Origin of the sequence: Mesorhizobium sp. M1050 (assembly GCF_040318715.1) — a bacterium.
Taxonomy (GTDB): domain Bacteria; phylum Pseudomonadota; class Alphaproteobacteria; order Rhizobiales; family Rhizobiaceae; genus Mesorhizobium.
Genome location: NZ_JAMYMV010000028.1, coordinates 37700 through 53724 on the forward strand (window position 1 = coordinate 37700; position 16025 = coordinate 53724).

The 16025-nt window shown below is 59.4% G+C and carries 13 protein-coding genes and 4 pseudogenes; 8 read left to right on the plus strand and 9 right to left on the minus strand.

The window, feature by feature from the left end; genetic code table 11:
* Positions 1-238 precede the first annotated feature (238 nt).
* From NKH57_RS17010 to NKH57_RS17025, 4 genes and pseudogenes are all read left to right on the plus strand, one after another.
* Positions 239-625: a hypothetical protein gene (locus NKH57_RS17010; RefSeq protein ID WP_023759945.1), complete on the plus strand. Its 387-nt coding sequence runs from the start codon at positions 239-241 to the stop codon at positions 623-625.
* Complete coding sequence (locus NKH57_RS17015; protein ID WP_352945612.1) at positions 622-1194, plus strand: RES family NAD+ phosphorylase; 573 nt, start codon at positions 622-624, stop codon at positions 1192-1194. Before NKH57_RS17010 ends, NKH57_RS17015 begins: the two co-directional genes overlap by 4 nt.
* Entirely contained in the window at positions 1173-1787 is a 615-nt protein-coding gene (locus tag NKH57_RS17020; protein WP_352486211.1) for an NAD(P)H-dependent oxidoreductase, read from the plus strand. The genes NKH57_RS17015 and NKH57_RS17020 overlap by 22 nt, the downstream gene beginning before the upstream one ends.
* A gap of 312 nt (positions 1788-2099) precedes the next feature.
* Positions 2100-2590 (plus strand): annotated as a pseudogene (locus tag NKH57_RS17025) (glutathione S-transferase family protein); the annotation flags it as partial.
* Between the two features lie 183 nt (positions 2591-2773).
* On the opposite strand, the gene NKH57_RS17030 reads toward NKH57_RS17025, so the two are convergent.
* On the minus strand, positions 2774-3874 hold the full coding sequence (locus NKH57_RS17030) for a nucleotidyltransferase family protein (RefSeq protein WP_352945613.1): 1101 nt from the start codon (positions 3872-3874) through the stop codon (positions 2774-2776).
* Positions 3875-4163: 289 nt separating this feature from the next.
* Between NKH57_RS17030 and NKH57_RS17035 the strand changes: the two genes are divergently transcribed.
* Together NKH57_RS17035 and NKH57_RS17040 are read left to right on the plus strand one after the other, a co-directional pair.
* Complete coding sequence (locus tag NKH57_RS17035) at positions 4164-4499, plus strand: helix-turn-helix domain-containing protein (RefSeq protein ID WP_352486208.1); 336 nt, start codon at positions 4164-4166, stop codon at positions 4497-4499.
* Complete coding sequence (locus NKH57_RS17040; RefSeq protein WP_352945614.1) at positions 4492-5739, plus strand: type II toxin-antitoxin system HipA family toxin; 1248 nt, start codon at positions 4492-4494, stop codon at positions 5737-5739. The genes NKH57_RS17035 and NKH57_RS17040 overlap by 8 nt, the downstream gene beginning before the upstream one ends.
* A gap of 182 nt (positions 5740-5921) precedes the next feature.
* On the opposite strand, the pseudogene NKH57_RS17045 reads toward NKH57_RS17040, so the two are convergent.
* The 8 genes and pseudogenes from NKH57_RS17045 to NKH57_RS17080 all read right to left on the minus strand — a co-directional run.
* Positions 5922-6049: pseudogene (locus tag NKH57_RS17045) on the minus strand (helix-turn-helix domain-containing protein); the annotation flags it as partial.
* A 355-nt stretch (positions 6050-6404) separates the two neighbouring features.
* Positions 6405-7085, minus strand: coding sequence for a peroxiredoxin-like family protein (locus NKH57_RS17050; protein WP_023759940.1), 681 nt, complete (start codon positions 7083-7085; stop codon positions 6405-6407).
* A 276-nt stretch (positions 7086-7361) separates the two neighbouring features.
* A pseudogene (locus tag NKH57_RS17055) lies at positions 7362-7747 on the minus strand (hypothetical protein); the annotation flags it as partial.
* Between the two features lie 828 nt (positions 7748-8575).
* Positions 8576-9664 carry an NAD(P)H-dependent flavin oxidoreductase gene (locus NKH57_RS17060; RefSeq protein ID WP_352486205.1) on the minus strand — a complete coding sequence of 363 codons (1089 nt, stop codon included), beginning with the start codon at positions 9662-9664 and terminating at the stop codon, positions 8576-8578.
* Between the two features lie 218 nt (positions 9665-9882).
* Positions 9883-10012 (minus strand): annotated as a pseudogene (locus NKH57_RS17065) (tyrosine-type recombinase/integrase); the annotation flags it as partial.
* 369 nt (positions 10013-10381) lie between these two features.
* Complete coding sequence (locus tag NKH57_RS17070) at positions 10382-11095, minus strand: Crp/Fnr family transcriptional regulator (protein ID WP_352945617.1); 714 nt, start codon at positions 11093-11095, stop codon at positions 10382-10384.
* Positions 11096-11216: 121 nt separating this feature from the next.
* Entirely contained in the window at positions 11217-11471 is a 255-nt protein-coding gene (locus tag NKH57_RS17075) for a DUF6894 family protein (RefSeq protein WP_023761978.1), read from the minus strand.
* Between the two features lie 109 nt (positions 11472-11580).
* Entirely contained in the window at positions 11581-11820 is a 240-nt protein-coding gene (locus NKH57_RS17080; RefSeq protein ID WP_084025654.1) for a hypothetical protein, read from the minus strand.
* 1133 nt (positions 11821-12953) lie between these two features.
* Here NKH57_RS17080 and NKH57_RS17085 point away from each other — a divergent pair.
* Positions 12954-13124, plus strand: coding sequence for a hypothetical protein (locus NKH57_RS17085; protein WP_352486204.1), 171 nt, complete (start codon positions 12954-12956; stop codon positions 13122-13124).
* Positions 13125-14061: 937 nt separating this feature from the next.
* The gene (locus NKH57_RS17090; RefSeq protein WP_352486203.1) at positions 14062-15849 is read left to right on the plus strand and encodes a PAS domain S-box protein; all 1788 of its coding nucleotides are present in this window, start codon (positions 14062-14064) and stop codon (positions 15847-15849) included.
* Positions 15850-16025: the final 176 nt, after the last annotated feature.

The following is a 16025-nucleotide window of genomic DNA, read 5'->3' on the forward strand; positions in this document are numbered from 1 at the left end:
AAGGTCAGCAAGGAGTCAGTGCCGAGTGCCGTGAATGTCGGGTAGGTGTTGACCCGGCCATATCCGCGTCTGGTAGACGGAAAGCGCTAGTAAAGTGACCGAGATGGAGCGTTACTGCGGTTAGCAACCGCTGAATAATGGGGAAGGACAGCAGTGCGCTGCAAGGGGTCAGGCCTCCGTTCATTTGCTATGCGTTAAAATGTGCATATATTGTGCAATGAGAGGTCGGAGAATTGTCATGGCCCATGCACAGCTAGCACATTCCACAATGATCTCGGGCTTTGTCGACAGCCTGCAGGAACCGCGCACCCCATATATCTCGCCGAGGCGCCTGTCGCAGGCGCTGGGCGTCAAGGTAGCCAACCTGGCGCAGTTGACCGGCGTCCACCGTAACACGCTCCGCAATCCATCATCGGAGCGACTGCAGGGTCGGCTGCGTGAGATGGTGAAGGTGATTTCAGCCGCGACGGAGCTCACCGGCGACGTCAACAAGGCGATCTACTGGTATCGCAATGAACCGATCGCCGACTATGGCCATCGCACGGCGGCCGAGCTCGTCGCCGGCGGCCAGGTCGAAGCAGTCCTGGCCTTCATTCGGGATCTCGAGAATGGGGCGCGCGGGTGAAAGTCACCCGAGTCGGGCCGGACGAGATATTCCATCGCTATCTGACACCCAAATGGGCTTTCCTGCCCACAAGCGGGGCAGGAGCAGCGATCGACGGCGGGCGATTCAATCGGCCCGGCGTCGAAGCACTTAACCTGTCCCGCGCGCCTCAGACGGCGTTGGAGGAATACAAGCAGGGCGCCAGCATCACCCCGCCCGCCACCCTTGCCGCCTACAAGATCACGCTTTCCGAGGTCGCCGACCTATCGCACCGGTTCGACCCAAATGTCTGGGACAGCGCCTGGAGGAAATGGGATTATGCCTGGCGCCAGATCGCCCGACGGATGAACCCAGCGAAAGGATACGTCGCCGGCAGATGCGCTGATCTGCACCGATCCGATCCTGGCGACAACGGCAGCGCTACCTTGACCCTTGCCGTCATCGGCCATCAACGAACATTTATCTGTCGTTCTCTCGTGGTATCGACAATGTCGGCACGCCAACCAAGGCGAGGTAGCTCGGGTTGCCCGTCCTTCAATTCCTGCGCCTCTCAGCCGAGGAGTAAACGGTGCGCATCTTCTCCGTCATAGCCCACCCGCGTGCCAACAGCTTTTGCCACGCAATTTCTGCACGCGTTCGCAACGCGCTGATCGGCGACGGCCACGCAATCGAACATCACGATCTCTATATGGAAGGCTTCGATCCGTGCCTAACCGCGGAAGAGGCCTACACGGTCGGCGACACGCTGGAAGAAGCGCTTTCACGCGCCGAAGATCGCGTTTTGCTCCAGCACCGGACGCAAGTCGCGAATGCGGATGGTTTACTGATCGTCCACCCGAACTGGTGGGGGAAGCCACCTGCAATTCTGGCGGGATGGCTCGATCGCGTTCTGGTTCCTGGTGTTGCCTATCGCCTGAAAACCGCGGATGGGTTGCCCGAAGGCCTCCTCTCGATCAAGAAAGCCATTATTTTCAATACTTCCGATACCGATGCGACGAGAGAGGTGAATGACCTCGGTGATCCGCTCGGACTGATCTGGGGACGATGCGTCCTCCCATATTGCGGGGTTCTGGAACATGAACGACATGTGTTCAGGCCAGTTGTCGGCAGTTCCGAGGAGCAACGGGAGAACTGGCTCGAGGAGGCCACTGCCAAATGCCGGACCACGTTCGGGGCAAGTTGAATGTAATTAAATCGGATCCGTCCGCAATTCGGTCATAACCGTGCTCGCCGGAATTTCGGCTCCCGTCCGCCTCGGGCCTAGGCACGCGGCGCAGATCCTGATGCCGGCGACGTATCCTTTCGCTGGACTGGTCCGTCTTAGCTGTTGATGGGCGGTCATCCCAAAGTCGCCCTCCCAAACGTATTGGAACAGGACACACCATGAAATGCTGGTGGAGGCTTGGCGCAGCGAGCCGCAAAGTTTCGGGGGTCAGTATCGTGAAACGCGCCATCGTTCGTCCTTGGGACCGAAACAAAGATATCAAGAGAAGCGATGACCGCCATCATTACCGTCTTTGAGCGGTCGCCCGATGGCGGCAAGGGACTGGCGCGTGATACGCGCGTTCGCTGGGCGCTGGACGAAGTGGGCCAACCTTACGAGGTTCGCCTCGATTCGTTCAAGGCGATGAAGGAACCGGCGCATCTGGCGCTTCAACCTTTCGGGCAAATTCCGGCCTACGAAGAAGGCGATCTCCGGTTGTTCGGGACCGGGTCGATCGTGTTCCATATCGCGGAAACGCCATCCGGGCCTGTTGCCGGACGATGTAAATGCCCGGGCGCGCGCCATCACCTGGATATTCGCCGCGCTCAACACGTTGGAGCCGCCGATCCTTAGACTTGTAACCGCCAAGTTCCTTGAAGGCGACAAGCCTTGGGCGGCGCAACGCCTGCCTCTCATCCAGGATCGCATCCGCAATCGGCTTGGCAATTATCCCGACGTCTTGACAAGGCCAACGGCTCGACGGTGCGTTCAGCGCAGGCGACCCCGTGAAATGCCTAATGTTTCCGGACATCACGCCAGTCTGCCTTTTATGCGATTTTGGACCGACACACGGCGAACAGACCTTAACAGCTACGGTATACTCCCTCGTACCCGATGCTGATCCACGAGGGTCGTCCTCAATCCCAAGTGATAAGGGCGGCTTTCGGGCCTCGCCCTTTTTCCGGCTACGACTTCACGGCGGCCGGGTCGAAGCCGTCCAGCTCCTCGCCGATCTCGAAAAGGGCCTTTCTGACTGTGTCCTCAACTTCCTGTCGTTTCTTCGGCGGCATCAGGCCCAGCCCCTTCAGCATCGCCTCGCGCCAGTGCTGCCCCCTGCCCCACGCTTCCGAGAACACTGTTGCAAGGTCGTCCTTGCGCCGGGTCGCCTCCAGTGCCTCGACAAGGAGGCTGGCCTGATAGACGTCTTTTTCGCGCTTGGCGACGCCATTTGCATCTGATTGCCTGCGAGAGGCGACGATGAGCTTGTGAACTGCATATCGTTCCGGCGACGGCACGGTTACAGGCACCCCTGACCGATGCAGCATCACGGTCCGGATGGGCTCGTGGATCAGGAAATCGAGGAAACGCAAGGGCTGCGCCGAAGCTCCCCCTAGTGCTGGCATCGGACTGGCATGGTCGGTGAAGTCATCGGATCCCCGGTTCGGCGTAAGGAACTCGACCTTGTATCGCGTTGCATTCTCGAATTGCGTCGTGTGTCCGGGATCCGATCTGTGGGGGATTTCCCTGAAGGTTGGGTCAATCTCTCTCAAGATTTCCAGGATCGGCGGCAGGCTGTCTTCGACTGACGACGAGATCGAGTAGTGCTGCGCGAAATCGGCATCGCCGGTTTGCAATGAAGCGCCTGGCAACCTTACACCGAGATGTCCTGCATACGTCTGGAAGGCAACCGTACCAACGAGCACGCCTCTTAGGCGGAAGATTCCTGCTGCTCCCATGGCTTCAACGACATCGCCAGTGAACCGGTCCGGAGCAGTCAGCATTGCTTCGCGAGTCAGCGTGGAGACGAGTTTCCGTCGGCCGCGGAGGTCTTCCTTAATCTCTTGGAAGGTTTCAACGCGTTTCGCGATCTCGGGGTCGTCGGACGGGCCGACATACTTCCGCGTTTTCTTGGGTTGGGTTTCCTCAAAATACCAATAGCCCCGCCCCTTCACCGGCACCCGGACAAAATTTCCCGCCGTGGAGAAGTCGGTTTCGAACGATGCATCAAGGCAGCGCTGAACAAGTTCCGCATACATCGTGCGATAAACGAGATCGACCGTCTTCATGCGTCGGCTCCGTTATAAGAAAAATGAGTTTCTCTTATAACGGCATGAGCTCAAGCGATGCAAGCGACGTTATAAGAAAATTGCCGAAATCTTATAACGCTGCCTTCCGCGTTGACGGTCGCCCAGCGAGCCCGCGGACGTGAAAACCACGGTCGCCGCGATCGCCGACGTTCGGGGGGTCCCCGGTGGATGCCGTCATGACGATCGAACCTTCGCTCTCTACTGGGGTATAGAAAGATTGTAATCTTCGTGCTACATATTCGCTCGATCTGTAGTGCGAAGGTGTCAAATGCCCACTCCACACAACCCTCCTGCTGCAGTGCGGCGCGCGCTGCGCAAACTTGGGGCGGACATCCATGATGCCCGTCGACGCCGACGGCTGCCGATGGCGGTCGTAGCCGAGCGCGCCTTCACGTCTCGCTCGACACTGCAAAGAGTCGAAGCTGGCGACCCCAACGTCAGCGTCGGCATTTATGCCGGCGTCCTGCAGGCGCTCGGCCTGCTCGACGGCCTGAGCCAGGTCGCCGACATCAGCAACGACAGCGTCGGTCAGGCGCTCGCCAGTGCCGACCTGCCTAAGCATGTCCACCTCAGGCGGCCAACCGGATCGTCCCGCGATGACTGACTTCGAGGTCCATGTCGATTTGGACGGCCGCACACGCCCGGTCGGACTGGCGAGGAGCAATCGCGTCCGGGGCATCGAGACCATCCTCTTCGAGTATGACGGCGCATGGCTTGAGGACCCGGACCGCTTCTCCCTGGAGCCAGCCCTTGCTCTGACCCGTGGCGCCTTCGCCCCTCCTGCCGGTCTTGCGACATTCGGCTCCATCGGTGACTCAGCGCCTGACACCTGGGGCCGGCGCCTCATGCAGCGCGCCGAACGCCGTCTCGCCGATCGGGAAGGCCGCGCGGTTCGCACGCTTGTAGAAAGCGACTACCTCCTTGGAGTGGCCGATGAGACCCGGCTTGGCGCACTCCGATTCCGCTGGGTCGGCGAAGAGATTTTCCAAGCGCCGATCCGTGCCGGCGTTCCTGCCCTGATCGAGCTTGGCCGATTGCTCCAGATCGCCGAACGGGTTCTCCGGGACGAAGAAACGGATGAAGACCTGCAGCTCATCTTTGCCCCAGGCTCCTCCCTTGGCGGTGCCCGCCCGAAGGCGTCGGTCATCGACCAACATGGTCACCTCTCCATCGCGAAATTCCCGAAGGAGACCGACGACTACAGCATGGAGACCTGGGAAGAGATCGCGCTGCGGCTGGCCGGACAGGCAGGTATCGCCACCCCTCAGCACGAGCTGATCGACGTCGCCGGCAAGGCGGTCATGCTGTCGCGACGCTTCGATCGTGACGGGGCGATCCGCACCCCGTTCCTGTCGGCGATGGCGATGACGGGCGCCTGGGACGGCGAGCGCGGCAGCTATCCGGAGATCGTCGATGCTCTCGCTCAACACGGCGCTCAGGGAAAGACGGACGCCCATGCCTTATATCGGCGTGTCGTCTTCAACGTGCTGATCTCCAATGTCGACGACCACCTCCGTAATCACGGTTTCCTGTGGCTTGGAAAGGCGGGTTGGTCTCTCTCGCCGGCATACGACCTCAATCCCGTTCCGACTGATCTCAAGGCCCGGGTACTGACGACGAACATCGATCTCGATGAGGGCACCTGTTCGCTCGATCTGCTGGAAGCCGCGTCGGAGTTTTTCGCGCTCACACTGCCGCAAGCCCGCGCAATAATCAAAGAAGTCGCGACCGTGACCGCAACCTGGCGCGATACCGCCAAGGAGGTCGGCGCCCGCCCAGCCGAGATCAACCGCATGGCCAGCGCCTTCGAACACGACGATCTCAAACGGGCGCTGACGCTATAACGAGGACATTCCTGCACAGCTTCGAACCAGCCAGCGCCAGTCCGATCACCGGCGCCACCGTCGAGGGTGCATGGAACAGACGATGAGTCCGCGGACGAAATCCCGATTTGAGAAAGCCGTGCAGCATCAATGGCATGATGGTGTATGATTTTGGATTTGCCGAGGAGCAAGTTCGGGCGATCCTACATGATCCCCCACGCCCGGTAGCGCCCCCGGCCCGTCACCTCCCGGATGCCGAGTTCGGCGACCAGGTCGAGCGGGCGCGCTGGCTGATTTTCAGCTCGGCCGCGATCAGTCCGGCCGAGGCCACCTCGGCGAAAGTTGGAGGATAGTGTCGCTTTACAGTAATTATGAGAATCGCTTTTCAATCAATTCAGTTGGTCAGCTGTGCACTTAATTTGAGAACGTGCACTTGAGTTGATAATCATGCCGGCCGTCGGCATTTGATTTGACCAGCGTCTGCAGCGTAACGGGATCGAATTTCCAGAAGACAGTGTATAAAGGTCAAAGGATTAATGATCTTTCCGCTGATGCGATTGCAGTTAACTTGAGAATCTGGCGTCCAATATTCTCACGATTAAATGCCAATCCTGAACCAAACCGGCGCATTCTTACAATTAAGTGCCAAGCGACACGAGTTTTCAGCAGCCCATTTCAGCAGCTGATTAATGTGTGAGTTGGGAAGCTGCTGATATCAATTCCGCGGGATTCGGCGCCCGGCATACATTTTGACCTCCCTCTTCGGCTTCTGTGAAGCTCCAGCGCACAACGCCTTCCCGATCGAGCAGGAACTCGCCGATAAGCGGCATGTGACCGGCGATCATAATCTGCTGGTCGGCCTCCGTAATTTCATACCCGTCCTTTTTTTCGAGAAAGTCGCCCGCCGCAGCCGGGTTCATCGGTTCGGGCAACTCCCCCGGCAGATCGATCCGCAGTGTCGTGACCAGGTCCATTCCGACTTTGTGCGGCCATTCGGTTTCATTCTCCGTCAACTCGACGATGGGTAAACCGAAGGCGCGATGCGAAGTCCCCTCCGGATCGGATGCGCTAAGAAGATTGGGTAGCGGATGGTAACGGAAGTAAAGCCGCGCACGTTCGACCGGCGTCTTGACCACTGCGAGACATTCGACGCCCTTCTCCTTCAGGGCCGGGTTGAGCTGCGCCATCGCCGCGACATGGCGCCGGCAGAACGGACAGTGCAGGCCTCGAAACAATCCGATCAGTAACGGGCTACGGCCTCGAAAATCATCGAGCGCGATCTTGCCTTCGCGCGAGATCGCGTCGAGCATAATATTCGGTGCCCGGTCGCCCGGCTGCAGCGGGCGGTCGACATTACTCGTGGACATGGACAACCTCCTCGCCCGGATCAGTCAAGAAGAGGCAACACGCCCAGCGCTTCGGTGTTGAGTCCGTGCTGGGGGCGCAAACCTTCCTGCGCCGGGCAAAATGGCGTTCGGCCTCTGCCATAACGCCGAGGTCGAAATTACGCGCGTTGCAAGCCCATCATAACACGAAAAAAGCATCTGCGTGTCGCCCGTGTGACGGTGCTCGAACCCCGCCAGTATTTCACGCATGCGACGGCACCGTAAAGTTATCGCTTGCAGGGTAAAGTGGTGGCGTCCTCATCCAAGTTTCATGCCAGCAGTGACGTGAGTGATTTCGCGCCAAGTTTCCGTGGCAGCGAAGCGCAGTTCACGATGGTCGGCGGATCGTTCTCGTCGTCGTATCGGCTGGTGCGAGTTCTCCGCTCGGTTGTTCAATCCCTTGTGCCGGCGATGTTCGACCTGCGGCATGATCTCTCGACCAGCCACAGCGGATCATGAAGCGCTTCAAGTCATCCGGCCAACTTAAGCGGTTCGTTTCCATCCACGATCCGTTTGCCACCTGTTTCACTTTCCCCGCCACGCTCTTTCACGTAAGAGCCGAGCTTGTCGGTGATCATCACGCGCGGTGCATGACTCTGCTTTTTCAGCAGTTTGCGCATCAGCCGCTTTGCAGCCTTGGCATTTGTGCTGGGGATCGTTCACAGCGGGATTCTGGTTAAGCGTCTGCGTGCTCTGGTGCTCGGAGCGCTTGTTGTTATGGCCGCCGTGCGCTTTGTGCCGCTCGGCGCGGTCCTATTCTACATCGGGAGCGCAGACGATGCTGGCGCTGTGGCCGCTGGCCTACGAGATGTGGCGACAATCAGGAGAGCGGCGCGCTGAGCAAACGCCAACCGTGGCAGGCTGATCACACCGTGAGGTGCGAGCTTGATCGGCGGGAGCGAAATCAAACTTTGATACCCCGGAGACACTCTTTACGCCGCTCTCGGCGCTATTTGGGTTACCGTTACGAAACGCGTGATGCCGCCCTATGCCGCCCTTGGTCAGCCGCCTTCGCCTCATCGATGCGGTGAACTTGAGCCGGAAATACGCTGTGGATGCTTCCGGACGTCGCACAAATGGGGAGCAGCCAATCCCGTGAGCTAAAACCGCGCCTATGCGGCCCGACGTGCCCCGCAGTGCTGTCAGCCGCCCGTCCGCGCGGCTTCATCGACCGAAGGAAATTCCCCACCCAGCCAAGCACTCGGTAGTGCACTCGATGTTGGCCCAGCGGATGATCCTGTCACGGTCGCGTTGACCTGAGATCGGGTAATTTCGAGCGCGTTCATGAATTCGGGGGTCGCAGTCGGCTGTCGGAACGCAGTGGTGAGTTCGGGTCAGGGCGAGGAATATCGCTCAGGTGTGGTAGCTCTAACTGCTCTGATTGAGTGCGCCAGGAGCTTACTCACAGCCGCTAGACGCCACACCATCTGACCAATGGCGACCCCCCGAATTCTAACCTAGAGACTGCCTGGTCAGCCAAGCCGATCGGGCACCTGCAGCCCCATCAGTTGTGTTGCATCCGCGGTCCATTTCAGCGTCAGTTCTCTCGCCGGCAACTGTTTGCCAAGCGCGGCCGACTGTCCGGCCCACAGCGGCGAGAAATCCCCTGACCCCGATGCCTCGGCCTTGGTCCTGAGGGGCATCACGGCGGAGGTTGCGAGCGGGAAGTCCGGGATGCTGGCGCCCATCGGTCCCATTTCACGCATGAAGCGGTTGACGATAGCCCGTGCCGGACGCCCGGTGAACACGTTGGTAAGTGTCGTCCCGTCATCGTGCGCATATGCCAGCGCGCTTTTATGGACCGCGCTGGCCAGAGATTCTGGACAGCGCAGGTAGGCGGTGCCGATCTGCACTGCCGACGCGCCGAGCATGAAGGCGGCGGCGATGCCGCGCCCGTCGGCAATGCCGCCCGCCGCGATCACCGGCACTGCGACTGCATCGGCGATCTGCGGCACCAGCGCGAATGTGCCAGGCTGACTCAAAATATCCGAGCCAAGAAAGACCCCGCGATGGCCTCCTGCCTCCGCGCCTTGCGCGATGATTGCGTCGCAGCCGCGCACTTCGAGCCATCGCGCCTCTTCGACGGTCGTCGCCGAGGCAATCAGTTTCGCGCCGGTGGCCTTCACCCGCTCCAACAGGTGCAGTTCCGGCAGGCCGAAGTGGAAGCTAACCACTTTCGGTGAAAGTTCCTCGACGATGGCGCATCCCGATTCGTTGAAGGTAATAGGGGCTGGACCGGAGGGAATCGCATCGGCGTCGATGCCGAACTCGCTGTAATAAGGCGCGAGGCGCTTGCGCCAGGCCGCTTCGCTATCCGCATGGACAACCGGCTGCACGTGGCACATGAAGTTGAGGTTTAGCGGCCGGCTGGTGCGTTGCCGGACGATACCGAAGTCAGCGCGTATCTTGTCGTCGGCCAGCATGGCGCATGGCAGCGAGCCGAGCCCGCCCGCTTCGCAGACCGCGATCGCCAGTTCAGGCCCGGACGAACCCGCCATCGGCGCCTGCAGGATCGGCAGCTCGATGCCGAAAAGATCAAGGATGCGTCGGTTTGGCCACATAGCAATGTCCCCGTCCACCAGTATGACGGTTTTTTGGACACGAGATCAGGCTACCATATCCGTTGCCCAACTTCCATGCGTTGAGATAGCCAAGTGCCAGCGCAGCGTTTGCAGAAGCGCTCGTTCGGCGCGAACGCTTGCTATCCATCACCGTTCCGGACGTTCACGAACGGATCTGTAGCGTCTGGATCGGTCACGGAGCGCCGCTCCGCGACGGCTTACAATTCGACCTGTTCGGAAATAGCCAATGCGTCGTCCACTTCAATGCCAAGATAGCGGACGGTGCTGTCAAGCTTATTGTGCCCGAGGAGCAGCTGCGCGGCGGCTGTTGCCTGTCTTCTTGTAAATCAGCTCTTCATCGCTGCGCCCGCAGGTAGGGAGCCGATTTCGAGTGTCGGCAACAATTAGGGCCGTGAGATGACGTCGCAGCCGCGGTAATCAGAACATGCGATAAGGACTTGTACGTTTCGAGCCTGATAGCGTTCTCTTCCATAAGTGATACCCCACACCACGGCGGTAGAGTTCCCGACCCAAAGCCGGAGCTCAAAAAGCTGCTCGCACAGCTTATTAGTACTAGGGACAAGCTGGGCTGCCAAGGACCTGATGGCGGAGCAGTTGCGCGCGGGGAAACCTTTGATACGTGATGCTGTATGAGGTCGCGCTCGACGACGGGACGGTCGTTGCGATCGTCACCTTCGCCGCTGCTGCCGACTATGGCTAGATTTTGCCGAGCAGCCGCTCGTATTCATGTTCCGGCTCGCTATAGGTGCCGTCTGCAATCTGAAAGAGGCCATCACGATCCCGGATAAGAATTTCACCACGGTTCGCTCTGATCAGCCCCTTGCCTTCAAGTTCCTGGATGGCGACGGTCACGCCGGGGCGCCGCACGCCGAGCATGACGGAAATGAACTCGTGGGTGATAGCAAATCTGTGATCCCTCACCCGGTCCTGGCACATCAGCAGCCAGCGCGCTAACCGTTCGTCCAATTTCGACCGGGCATTCACCAGGGCGGTGTAGCTGGTCTGAATAAAGAGCGTTTGGACGTAGAGAAGCAGCAGGGCTTTAAGGGTCCCGCTTTCGGACATGGCTGCCGACAACGCTGACGCAGGCACCTGGAAGCCCTCCCCGACAATCTGCATGTAGGTGTCATGTGCGGCTAGATCGCCGCCAAGCACCACCAGTGCGCCGGTCATGCCTTCCAGACCTATCAGGCCGACTTCCGTATCGCGGCCTTTCGGAATCTTAGCAACGACGGAGGCGATGCCGCTTTCCAGGAAATAGACGTATTCGATCGGGAACTTGGCGGTTTCAAGGGGAGTGCGCAACGGCAGATCCACCCGTTTCAGATGTGGCTCGAGTAGGTCGAGGTCTGCGCGAGAAAGTCGCTTCAACAGGGCATTGCGATAGGTGATGTTTGGCTGGTTAGACATGACTCCACCCTTCATAGGGCAAGAGCTCAGTGATCTCCCAGCCGTTCGCGCCCGTGAAAACGTGCGAACGATAGGTCACATATAGGTTCTGCGGGCAACAACGCCTAATCACGTTAGGCATTTACGGACGGGCACCCGGCTTCTCCGCCGCGCGTGAAAAGGGGAATTCCAAGACCAGGACGTCGCGCTCATCGAAGATTTCGAACGAATTGCCGGTGAGGAGCGGCTTCCCGGCCAACAGTCCTTCGGCCAGGATTTCCTTGGCGGACGCCATGGCATCGTCTTCTACCACTTGCAAATTTGCGCACTCCTGCCCCTCTGGATCCTTGAGGAGCTGGCCGTCCCGGGTCCGAATGTGAAAGAAGAATCTCGGCATGGCTGCTCCGCGTTGCTCGACTTTTAAATGCGGCACGCATGTTGAATAGCGTCGGAAACGTACCAAACGTGGATATCCACGCGGCCGCGTGAACCCCTCAATAGCTTACTCAGCCAGGGCTCTCCGTTGAGATCGATCTGTCAAACCGTACGCCTAGACCATGTGCGATGGCGCTGGCTGCGATCAGGTCATCAAAGGCTTTTCCGGAAATCGGGCAGTTCGGGAGTACCTCCCGAATTGCAGATTCTGCCGTCGAGGTAGAAATGACGTCATGTCGCCTTTTTCTGGTTTCGACATATTGCTCGACCAGCATTTTCAGGCGTCTTGTTGCAATTTCATCTGCAAACATCGGGTTTCTCCTGCCGGCCGAGGCCGCATTCGTTCGCGGCGGCATACATCGATTGGTGAACCCGCCGCACGAGCGTTAACTCGATTGCCCAAAGCTGCTGTAGGGTAATTTGTTCCGGATAGCCGAGGCTTGGTAATTCCCAGACAATTGAGTGATTGGCGGCTCTCTGGCGCGGTGGCCCGAATGTCAGCTTTCGAACTCGGTCTGGAGCGGTGGCTAGAGCCGTTCGTCTCGGCTTTGAGGCACAAGACACGCCATCACAACTGATCCGAATTCGACCAACTCTACGACGACAAATTCGACCACTGGAAAACCGAACGGCGCGAGCGACCGTTGCAAGGACTCGGCCGGCAATGACCTAGACAACAACACTGCAAGCGGTGCGGTCACATCGAACACGCAGCACTGCAATAAGTGACCGAGCGCATTCGACAAACCGGGTAAGCCTCGACGGCCCGCCTTTTGGATGTGGCTGGCCGTCACCATCATTTGGTATTGTTGTAGTTGTCAGTCCACCAGCGCGGAGTGGTACTCCTACCAAGCACTTTCGAAACCGGTAGATCGCGCTGCACAAAATGAGCACTGCGAAGACGAGCATGTTGTGTAGCAATTCCCCACTTCGTTTCCCCGAGAGCGTCAGCCCCGCCTCGCAACACATCGCAAGTTGATTGGCTCATCGACAGTCTGTCTCCAAACACGGTCTCGTCCAATAAGACCGGCGACAAGCAGAAGTTTCCGTCCCACGCCAGGCGCCCAAGGTACCTGGCGCCAGTTGGCCAAATGATGTGACTACACGACTGCAGGTGGTCCAGCCACCGCAGTGCTTCGCTCTGCTGAGCGCATCTTAGGGCGGCTATTTCCCCGGAAGCCCTGCCCTTGTCTCGGGAAAAATTGCGGCAGTGTTTGTGCTGCTTGAGAATCGGCAGGAATGTGCAGGAAGCAGAAGGTCCCCGTTTTGAGCGCTGATTCCTTTCCACGCCACACCTGCCGCGATCAAGGCGCGCTGGAAAAGTTAGGAGCGGCGGGTTCATCCGGCCAAGAGTCTGTACGGGCCGAGGTTGCAAAAAGGAAAAGTTTGTCATATTGAGCGCGCGGGCCGATTGAGGGTGGCCGCCAAATCACAAAGGTCGCCCATGTCCGACGACTTCTCGCGCATCATCGCTTTCCTTGCCGTTGTGCTGGCCCTGCTGTGCGCTGGGATTCAGTTCCAATGCGGCCACATTGAATCAACCCTGTATTTTATGATCGGCGCCATTCTGCTGACAGCGTTCACCCACCTGAACGTGCGCAACGGGTTGATTTAGGCTCTCAAGCGCCACTTGGATTAATGATTTCGAGTCGAAGCAAAATCGTCCGGCCAGTTGGGTGGAGCGATGCAATCATCGAACTGCCAGTTGTCCTGTGGGGATGTTCTGGTCGACGTGTGTGCCTTTGAGCGCCTGCCGCGCCGCAATGTCCGCTCAACCCCAGACGGATGGCGCTGTGTCCCTCTCAACGGACAGCTCTAATTACTCCAGTGACCCTGCCCGCGCGGTCGAGGCGGCAACCGATTGCCTAACGTCGATCCCACTCTGTCCTGCGTAGCTGTTCGCATCTCGATCTTCGCCGTGCAGTATACCCCGCTTCGATGCAAGGGCCCTGCGCTCGATGCGTGTAAACGCACAGGGCCGAATGGCGCCGCAGCCGATGGTATCGCCGCGCGGCAGGCTCGCACGACTGCGGCTGGCGGACCGCCTTCGCTTTCAGGGGTCCCGGAGATCCAAAGCGATGTCCCTTGTGGGGTCATTATCCCGGCTTCGGATGGCCCAAGGACCGGTGGTACCACGATCGCATGCTCGGGAGTATTGGCAGGAACGGCTGTCCCAACTGGTGGCGGAATACCGGGAGCACTCACTGCGCCTTCGTTTTGGGCGGGTGGATCGTCGCCCATGCGACACCCCCCAAACTGCCTTCGCCTTTGCTCCCACCCGTTCCGCTGGTACGAACGGCGTGGAGTGGTCCATTACGTGCGCTGGCCGGTCGCGCCATTGCGCTCGCGCTCGCGGCGCTTTGCCAACAGCTCCTGTGTTTTGCGCAGCAGCCATCCGCTGACGCTGGCACTCGGTTTGCTCTGCTTGCCGCACGGCCTTCGGTGCGAGCCCACCGTCAGCTTCTCCGATAGCCTCTGCTGGGCTTCGGGGACGAGTGGCTGGAACGAATCGTCCTTGGCCGCGTTGAGGGCGGTCGAGTTGAGGCCTTGGGATGAATGAAGTACCGCGGGCGAATGTAATCGCCTACAAGAACCCGGAAACCTCCCGTGAGGATGGTCGCGAATTCGACTACCAGGATTTCTTCGAGAATGGTGCCGCTGCGCTTCATCTGTTGAGCGCAGATGGTGTCATTCTGCGTGCCAACAAAGCTGAGCTCGACCTTCTCGGTTATTCCGCAGAAGCCTATGTCGGTCGCCACATTGCCGACTTCTATCCCGACCGGGAGGTGATCGACGATATCTTGGGGCGCCTCAACCGTGGCGAGAAGATCGCGAGATACCCGGCGCGACTTAGGGCCTGCGATGGCTCAATCAAACATGTCGAAATCACGTCGAGCGGCCATTTCCGGGATGGCAAGCTGATCAACATCCGATGTTTCACCATGGATGTGACCGACCTCGAGCGGACGCGGGCAGAGCTCAGGCGGCAAGACAGCACCTATCACCAGATCCTCGATAACCTCCCCGTCGCCATCTACACGACGGACCAGGACGGGACGATCACCTATTACAACCGCGCCGCCGCTGAGCTTGCAGGTAGAGAGCCCGAGATCGGCAAGGACAAATGGTGCGTGACATTCAAGCTCTTCACTCCTGACGGCAAGGAATTGCCACATGACGAGTGCCCAATGGCGATCACGCTCAGAGAAAACCGCGCTGTGCGCAATGAGCACGCCATAGCGCAGCGTCCGGACGGGTCCTTCTTCCCGTTCCAGCCTTATCCCACTCCGATCCGGGACGAGAACGGCAATTTGATCGGTGCCGTTAACATGCTGTTTGACCTGACCGAACGCCAGGTTTCGGAGGAAGCCAGGCACCATTTGTCCGCCATCGTGGAATCCTCGTTCGATGCAATCGTCAGCAAAGATCTGAATGCCATCATCAAGAGTTGGAATCGGGGCGCCGAACGGCTGTTCGGGTACACCGCCGAGGAGGCCATAGGTCGGTCGGTGACCATGCTGATCCCGGATGACAATCAGGACGAAGAGCCGCGTATCCTGGAACGCATCCGCCGTGGCGAACGGGTCGAGACCTACGAAACGATCCGCCAGCGCAAAGATGGCACTCTGGTTCCGGTCTCGCTAACGGTATCGCCCGTGCGCAATGCTGCCGGGCACATCATCGGCGCATCGAAGATCGCACGCGACATCTCATCGGCGCGGGAAAACGAGCATCGTATCCGGTTGCTGATGCGGGAGGTCAACCACAGGGTCAAGAACCAGTATTCTGTCATCCTTTCAATGATCCGGGAAACCAACAAGCGCGCCGAAAATCCCTCGGCCTTCGAACGGCAGGTTCGCGAGCGGATCATGGCTCTTTCACTCTCGCATGACTTGCTCGTGTTGGGCGATTGGAGAGGCGTCACCCTTTTCGAACTGTTGCTGTCGCAAACCAAACCGTTCGGCAATGAGGGGCGCATTTCCATGTCCGGACCGTCCATTGTCCTCAGCCCCAACGCGGTCCAGTATCTCGGAATTGCCTTTCACGAACTCGCGACCAACTCAGCCAAATACGGGGTGCTGTCAGGAGATGAAGGCAACATTTCCGTCACGTGGGATATCACGGGTTCCAGAGCAGAGAGGTTCTTTCATCTCACTTGGGCCGAAACAGACGGGCCGCAGGTGCAGACCGTCGGAGAAGGCGGCTTTGGAACAGTGGTGCTGAAGCGAGTTGCGCCCCAGGCAGTTGGGGGCAAGGGGACTCTTGAGAACGCCTCGCATGGGATCACCTGGACGCTGGAAGCGCCGTTGGCCGCCGTGGAGGCATCCGTTCTCAAATGAGCGTTGACGTCGCGGGTTTCGGCACCTCGGCACTGGCGAGGAGCGGACCTTGGCGGTGGGGAAACCCTTCGGCGTCCTCGCCGGCTCGGCCTGCCGTCGGCGAACCGGCCGAGTTCCACCTCCGACACTCCGCCGGCGGCGACCAGCATGGCAAACACCGATCCTGGTAATTCGTC

Excerpts from the sequence above, each read along its gene's own strand:
- NKH57_RS17010 (WP_023759945.1), top strand. The coding sequence starts at position 239 with ATGGCCCATGCACAGCTAGCACATTCCACAATGATCTCGGGCTTTGTC.
- NKH57_RS17030 (WP_352945613.1), bottom strand. The coding sequence starts at position 3,874 with ATGAAGACGGTCGATCTCGTTTATCGCACGATGTATGCGGAACTTGTT.
- NKH57_RS17035 (WP_352486208.1), top strand. The coding sequence starts at position 4,164 with ATGCCCACTCCACACAACCCTCCTGCTGCAGTGCGGCGCGCGCTGCGC.
- NKH57_RS17040 (WP_352945614.1), top strand. The coding sequence starts at position 4,492 with ATGACTGACTTCGAGGTCCATGTCGATTTGGACGGCCGCACACGCCCG.
- NKH57_RS17050 (WP_023759940.1), bottom strand. The coding sequence starts at position 7,085 with ATGTCCACGAGTAATGTCGACCGCCCGCTGCAGCCGGGCGACCGGGCA.
- NKH57_RS17060 (WP_352486205.1), bottom strand. The coding sequence starts at position 9,664 with ATGTGGCCAAACCGACGCATCCTTGATCTTTTCGGCATCGAGCTGCCG.
- NKH57_RS17070 (WP_352945617.1), bottom strand. The coding sequence starts at position 11,095 with ATGTCTAACCAGCCAAACATCACCTATCGCAATGCCCTGTTGAAGCGA.
- NKH57_RS17075 (WP_023761978.1), bottom strand. The coding sequence starts at position 11,471 with ATGCCGAGATTCTTCTTTCACATTCGGACCCGGGACGGCCAGCTCCTC.
- NKH57_RS17080 (WP_084025654.1), bottom strand. The coding sequence starts at position 11,820 with ATGTTTGCAGATGAAATTGCAACAAGACGCCTGAAAATGCTGGTCGAG.
- NKH57_RS17085 (WP_352486204.1), top strand. The coding sequence starts at position 12,954 with ATGTCCGACGACTTCTCGCGCATCATCGCTTTCCTTGCCGTTGTGCTG.
- NKH57_RS17090 (WP_352486203.1), top strand. The coding sequence starts at position 14,062 with ATGAATGAAGTACCGCGGGCGAATGTAATCGCCTACAAGAACCCGGAA.